A 2,942-nucleotide genomic window follows, 5' to 3' on the forward strand; every position below is an offset into this window, starting at 1 on the left:
TCGGTGCCGCGCGAGCAGGTGGAGTCGGCGGGGTGTCAGCACATCGACGTCACCTCGACGCTGGCCGGCACCTACGCCACCTTTGTCGGCCTCAAGGATCCGGGCGGCAAAGAGCTGCGCAGCGGCTACCCCGACCCCAATCTGCGCCCGCAGGTCGTCGGGGTGTTCACCGACCTGATCGGTCCCGCACCGCCGGGGCTGAGGATGTCGGCCACTATCGACACCCGATTCTCCACCACCCCAACCACATTGAAGCTCGTCGCGATGGTCGGGGCGATGCTGGCAACGATCATCGCGCTGATCGCGTTGTGGCGCCTGGACCAGTTGGACGGTCATGGCTCAGGTGCCCGGCTCCTCCTCCGGCCGTTCCGGCCCGCATCGTCACCGGGCGGGATGCGCCGGTGGATACCGGCGAACTGGCGGACCTTCACCCTTACCGACGCGACGGTGATCACCGGGTTCGTGCTCTGGTGGGTGATCGGGGCGAACTCCTCGGACGACGGTTACATCCTGGGCATGGCCCGCGTCGCCGACCGGGCCGGCTACATGTCCAACTATTTCCGCTGGTTCGGCAGCCCGGAGGACCCGTTCGGCTGGTATTACAACCTGCTGGCGTTGATGACCCACGTCAGCGACTCCAGCCTGTGGATTCGCCTTCCCGACTTGCTCGCCGGGATCGTCTGCTGGCTGCTGCTCTCCAAAGAGGTGCTGCCCCGCCTCGGCCCGGCGGTGACCAGGAGCAAGGCCGCCAACTGGGCGGCCGGCCTGGTACTGCTGACCGCGTGGATGCCGTTCGACAACGGCCTTCGGCCAGAGCCCATCATCGCGGTCGGTTCGCTGATCACCTATGTGCTGATCGAGCGGTCGATGCGCTACAGCCGGTTGACCCCCGCCGCGCTGGCCGTGGTCACCGCGGCGTTCACCCTGGGCGTGCAGCCCACCGGGCTGATCGCGGTGGCGGCGCTGGTGGCCGGCGGCCGGCCGATCCTGCGAATCTTCGTGCGACGTCACCGCGTGGTCGGCACCTGGCCGCTGGTCGCGCCGATGCTGGCGGCCGGGACGGTGATCCTGACCGTGGTGTTCGCCGACCAAACGCTGTCAACGGACCTGGAAGCCATCAGGATTCGCACCGCGATCGGGCCCAGCCAGGCCTGGTACACCGAGAACCTGCGCTACTACTACCTGTTCCTGCCCACCGTCGACGGTTCGCTGTCGCGCCGCTTCGGCTTCCTGATCACCGCGCTGTGCCTGTTTACCGCAGTGTTCATCATGTTGCGCCGCAAGCGAGTTCCGGGTGTGGCCCGCGGTCCGGCGTGGCGACTGATGGGTGTCATCTTCGGCACGATGTTCTTCCTGATGTTCACCCCGACCAAGTGGGTGCACCACTTCGGGTTGTTCGCCGCGGTGGGCGCGGCGATGGCCGCGTTGACGACGGTGCTGGTGTCGCCGGCGGTGCTGCGCTGGTCGCGCAACCGGATGGCGTTCCTGGCGGCGGTGCTGTTCGTGCTGGCACTGTGCTTCGCCACCACAAACGGCTGGTGGTACGTGTCCAGCTACGGCGTGCCGTTCAACGCCTCGATGCCGAAGATCGCCGGCATCAGCATCAACACAATGTTTTTCGCGCTGTTCGTGCTGATTGCGCTGTACGCGGCCTGGTTGCACTTCGCTTCCCACGACCGCGGCGAGGGTGGACTGGCTCGGGCCCTGACCGCGGCGCCCATCCCGCTGGCGGCGGGTTTCATGGCGCTGGTGTTCATCGCGTCGATGTCGATCGGCATCGTCCGGCAGTACCCCACCTTCTCCAACGGCTCGTCGAACATTCGGGCCTTTGCCGGCGGCTGCGGGCTGGCCGACGACGTTCTCGTCGAGCCCGACCCCAACGCCGGGTTCATGCCAGCCCGGCCCGGAGATTACGGATCGCTGGGACCGCTGGGCGGGATGAACCCGGTTGGCTTCAGCCCCAACGGAATACCGGACCACACCGTCGCCGAGGCGGTAGTGATGCACCCCAACCAACCCGGCACCGACTACGACTGGGACGCACCGGCCAAGTTGAAGACGGCCGGCATCAACGGCTCGACGGTTCCGCTACCGTATGGCCTTGACCCGCACCGCGTTCCGGTGCTCGGTAGCTACACGACCGAGGCTCAGCAGCAGAGCAAGCTGACTTCGGCGTGGTATCAGCTGCCGCCCGCCGACGACGGCCACCCGCTGGTGGTGGTGACCGCGGCGGGCAAGATCGCCGGCAACAGCGTGCTGCACCACTACACCGACGGTCAGACCGTGGTGCTGGAGTACGGCAGGCCCGGGCCGGGCGGTGACGTGATGCCGGCCGGGCGGCTGGTGCCCGACGACCTCTACGGCGAGCAGCCCAAGGCCTGGCGCAACCTGCGGTACCCACGAGCGAAGATTCCCGCGGACGCCGTCGCCGTCCGGGTGGTGGCCGAAGACCTGTCGCTGACGCCGGAAGACTGGATCGCGGTGACCCCGCCGCGGGTGCCCGAACTGCGCTCGTTGCAGGAGTATGTCGGGTCGACGCAGCCGGTGCTGCTGGACTGGGCGGTCGGCCTGGCATTCCCCTGCCAGCAGCCGATGCTGCACTCGAACGGCGTCACCGACATCCCCAAGTTTCGCATCACGCCGGATTACCTGGCCAAGAAGATGGACACCGACACCTGGGAGGACGGGGTCAACGGTGGCCTGCTCGGCATTACCGACCTGCTGCTGCGCGCCCACGTGATGGCGACGTATCTGTCCCACGACTGGGCCCGTGACTGGGGTTCGCTGCGCAAGTTCGACACGCTGGTCGACGCGCCGCCCGCCGAGTTGACCCTCGGCACCGCGACCCATTTCGGTTGGTGGTCGCCGGGCAAGATCCGGATCAAGCCGTAAGGGCTGTCGCGCCGACTGTGTAGCTCGTGGCAGCGGAATGACGAAGTTTC

At 67.4% G+C, this 2,942-nt stretch carries 1 protein-coding gene; it reads left to right on the forward strand.

The window, feature by feature from the left end:
* A partial coding sequence (locus tag AC2VNT_RS12590) for an arabinosyltransferase domain-containing protein (RefSeq protein ID WP_486947179.1) occupies positions 1-2,892 on the forward strand: 2,892 nt, incomplete at its 5' end.
* Positions 2,893-2,942: the final 50 nt, after the last annotated feature.

It is taken from the genome of Mycobacterium sp. TH-M15, from assembly GCF_057473705.1.